A 2493-nucleotide genomic window follows, 5' to 3' on the forward strand; every position below is an offset into this window, starting at 1 on the left:
CGCGCGGACCAGATCCCGGGCTGATTCCTGAGACGGTGTCGGGATAGCGACCGGCACGATGTCGCCGTTACGGGCCAGCCGGGCCAGCAACAACGCATCCCGCCGGTCGGTCTTGACCCGATCCCCCACCGGCCGCAACACCTTCGACGGCGCCGCGACCTGACAGGCATGACGCGCCGTCAGCAGCGCCCGCGCCAACCCGAACCCCGTCGGCCCCGCCTCATACGTCACCAACACCGGACCATGTTCTGCCGCAACAGATTCCACGAAACCCACGACATCGACCACCGGCGCAGAGACCGTCCGCTCAATCACCTCCCCCGTGACCGTGTCGATCGCCGCCGCTCTGACCGATCTCGCGTGCACATCCAAGCCGATACTCGTACGCTCTATGAACACCGGGGCCTCCTATGCATGTCGGCACCGCCAGCCCATCTGGCAGGTGATCCACGATTCTCTGCATACGCGAGGCCCCGGCCTCAACCCTCAACCGAAACCCCGCCCGCCCCCATAGGGTCTAGCAGACGTTAGTGAAATCCGCACACCTAGGACGGTGTGCGGATTTCACTAGCTCTGCTGAGTTGGCGCGCAGCCCTGCTTGGGTATGCCGCGGGCGAGCGTCAGCCCGCCAGGGCCGAGGCGGCCGTATGCGGCAGCTCCTGGCCGAAGGCGCCGCGCTGGTAGTCCTCGAAGGCCTGCATGACCTCGGACTTGGTGTTCATGACGAACGGACCGGCCCAGGCGATGGGCTCGCGGATCGGCTTGCCGCCGAGGAGGATCACCTCGAGGCCACGCTGACCCTGCCCGTCGGCGGCCGCGCCGGCGGCCACGCGCAGCGCGTCGCCGCGGCCGAGGACGGCGGCCTGGCCCGCGCGGATGGGGGTGCTGTCGGGGCCGACCACGCCGGCACCGCCCATCACATAGACGAGGGCGTTGAAGTCGCGCCGCCACGGCAGCGCCAGCTCGGCGCCCGGCGCGACGGTGGCGTGGATCATCGTCATCGGCGTGTGCGTGGAGCCTGGGCCCTGGTGGCCGGCCACATCACCGGCGATGAGCCGGATGATGCTCGCCCCGTCTTCGGAGGACAGCAGGGCGGTGGACTCGGCGCGCAGGTCCTGATAGCGGGGAGTGACGAGCTTGTCGGCGCGCGGCAGGTTCACCCACAGCTGCAGGCCGTGGAACAGGCCGCCACTCATGACGAGCGATTCGGGCGGGGTCTCGATGTGCAGCAAACCGGACCCGGCGGTCATCCACTGGGTGTCGCCATTGGTGATGGTCCCTCCGCCACCGTGGCTGTCCTGGTGCACGAAGGTGCCGTCCATGATGTAGGTAACGGTCTCGAAGCCGCGGTGCGGGTGCCACGGGGTGCCCTTGGGCTCCCCCGGCGCGTAGTTCACCTCGCCCATCTCGTCCATCATGATGAACGGATCGAGGTGCGCCAGGTCGATGCCGGCAAAAGCCCGCTTGACCGGGAAGCCCTCGCCCTCGTAACCGGTCGGGGCGCTGGTGACGCTTAGCACGGGTCGCGAGACGGCCTCCGGGGCGACCGGGGCGACGCGGGGCAGCACGCTGAAGTCAGCGGCGGTGATGGCTGGCATGAGGACCTCCCGATTCGTTTCTTTTTCAACTATATCGTCGAAACGCCGCCATGCCAAGATCCATTCCCCGGGAAAAGCCGGCGCCGCCGCACCCTCCCCGGTCGGGAAGGCACGGCGGCGCCAGTGGTGCAGCTGCCAGCCGTCCGCTTGTGGCGGGCGGGACAGGTCGTGCGGTGGGTGGTTCGCCGTCAGGCTAGCGCGTCGATGTCTGCCTTGATCGCCTCGATCTTGTCGGCACCGATCATCGCACCGGCCATGCCGATGGCCTGTGCGGCGGACATGCCGCGGACCATGCCGATCATGGGGTTGGACGTGACGCCGGGGGCGTGCTTCTCCATGATGGCCGCGACCTCGGGGTCGTCGAGCAGAGCGCCCATGGTAGTGGTGTTGATGTCGTAACGAGCCATGCGGTGGGTTCTCCTTCGGGTACCAGCCAGTAACTCTGCGGCCAAGCCTATGTCACGGCGGGCGGTATGCCGTCGCCGCACCGCGCGAGACAAGGGTCACTGCACAGCGTGGGCCCGCTTCACCCGTCGCCGCGGCGGAAGCCGGCGCGCTGAGCCGACTCTTCGTCCATGAACCAGACGTCCGGGACCGTCATGTCGTACCAGTCCGAGCCGGGCACCTGGTAGATGCCGAGCGAGTACACCCCCTTGATGGGGTGACCGAGCGGCATACAACCGTCCTCGAGCGGAGCCGCAGACCCGACGCTCCAGCCGCCGTCGACCACGGGATGATCGTGGACGATGACCTCGTGGCTGCCGGCATCGCCAGAGTCCTCGGGCGCACCCTGGGAGTGGAACGGATCGGGCTGTGAGACATAGCTGCGCGCCGGGCTGACCGCAGCGGCGCCCCGGGCTCCAGCCACGCCGGCGGCCGGCGGGGGCGGCCCCGC

General features: G+C 68.8%; 4 protein-coding genes. All 4 read right to left on the minus strand.

Annotated features, from left to right (window positions below; translation table 11 throughout):
• Window positions 1–399: IS110 family transposase (locus BN11_RS16590; protein WP_048693490.1), on the minus strand; the 399-nt coding region annotated here is incomplete at its 3' end.
• A 221-nt stretch (window positions 400–620) separates the two neighbouring features.
• Window positions 621–1598: a pirin family protein gene (locus BN11_RS16595; RefSeq protein ID WP_048699461.1), complete on the minus strand. Its 978-nt coding sequence runs from the start codon at window positions 1596–1598 to the stop codon at window positions 621–623.
• A gap of 188 nt (window positions 1599–1786) precedes the next feature.
• On the minus strand, window positions 1787–2005 hold the full coding sequence (locus BN11_RS16600; protein WP_048699462.1) for a hypothetical protein: 219 nt from the start codon (window positions 2003–2005) through the stop codon (window positions 1787–1789).
• A gap of 119 nt (window positions 2006–2124) precedes the next feature.
• Window positions 2125–2493, minus strand: a 369-nt coding sequence (locus BN11_RS16605; RefSeq protein WP_048699463.1) for a sunset domain-containing protein, incomplete at its 5' end; no start/stop codon positions are given.

Origin of the sequence: Nostocoides australiense Ben110 (assembly GCF_001050535.1) — a bacterium.
Classification (GTDB): Bacteria; Actinomycetota; Actinomycetes; order Actinomycetales; family Dermatophilaceae; genus Nostocoides_A; species Nostocoides_A australiense.

Excerpts from the sequence above, each read along its gene's own strand:
- BN11_RS16595 (WP_048699461.1), bottom strand. The coding sequence starts at position 1,598 with ATGCCAGCCATCACCGCCGCTGACTTCAGCGTGCTGCCCCGCGTCGCC.
- BN11_RS16600 (WP_048699462.1), bottom strand. The coding sequence starts at position 2,005 with ATGGCTCGTTACGACATCAACACCACTACCATGGGCGCTCTGCTCGAC.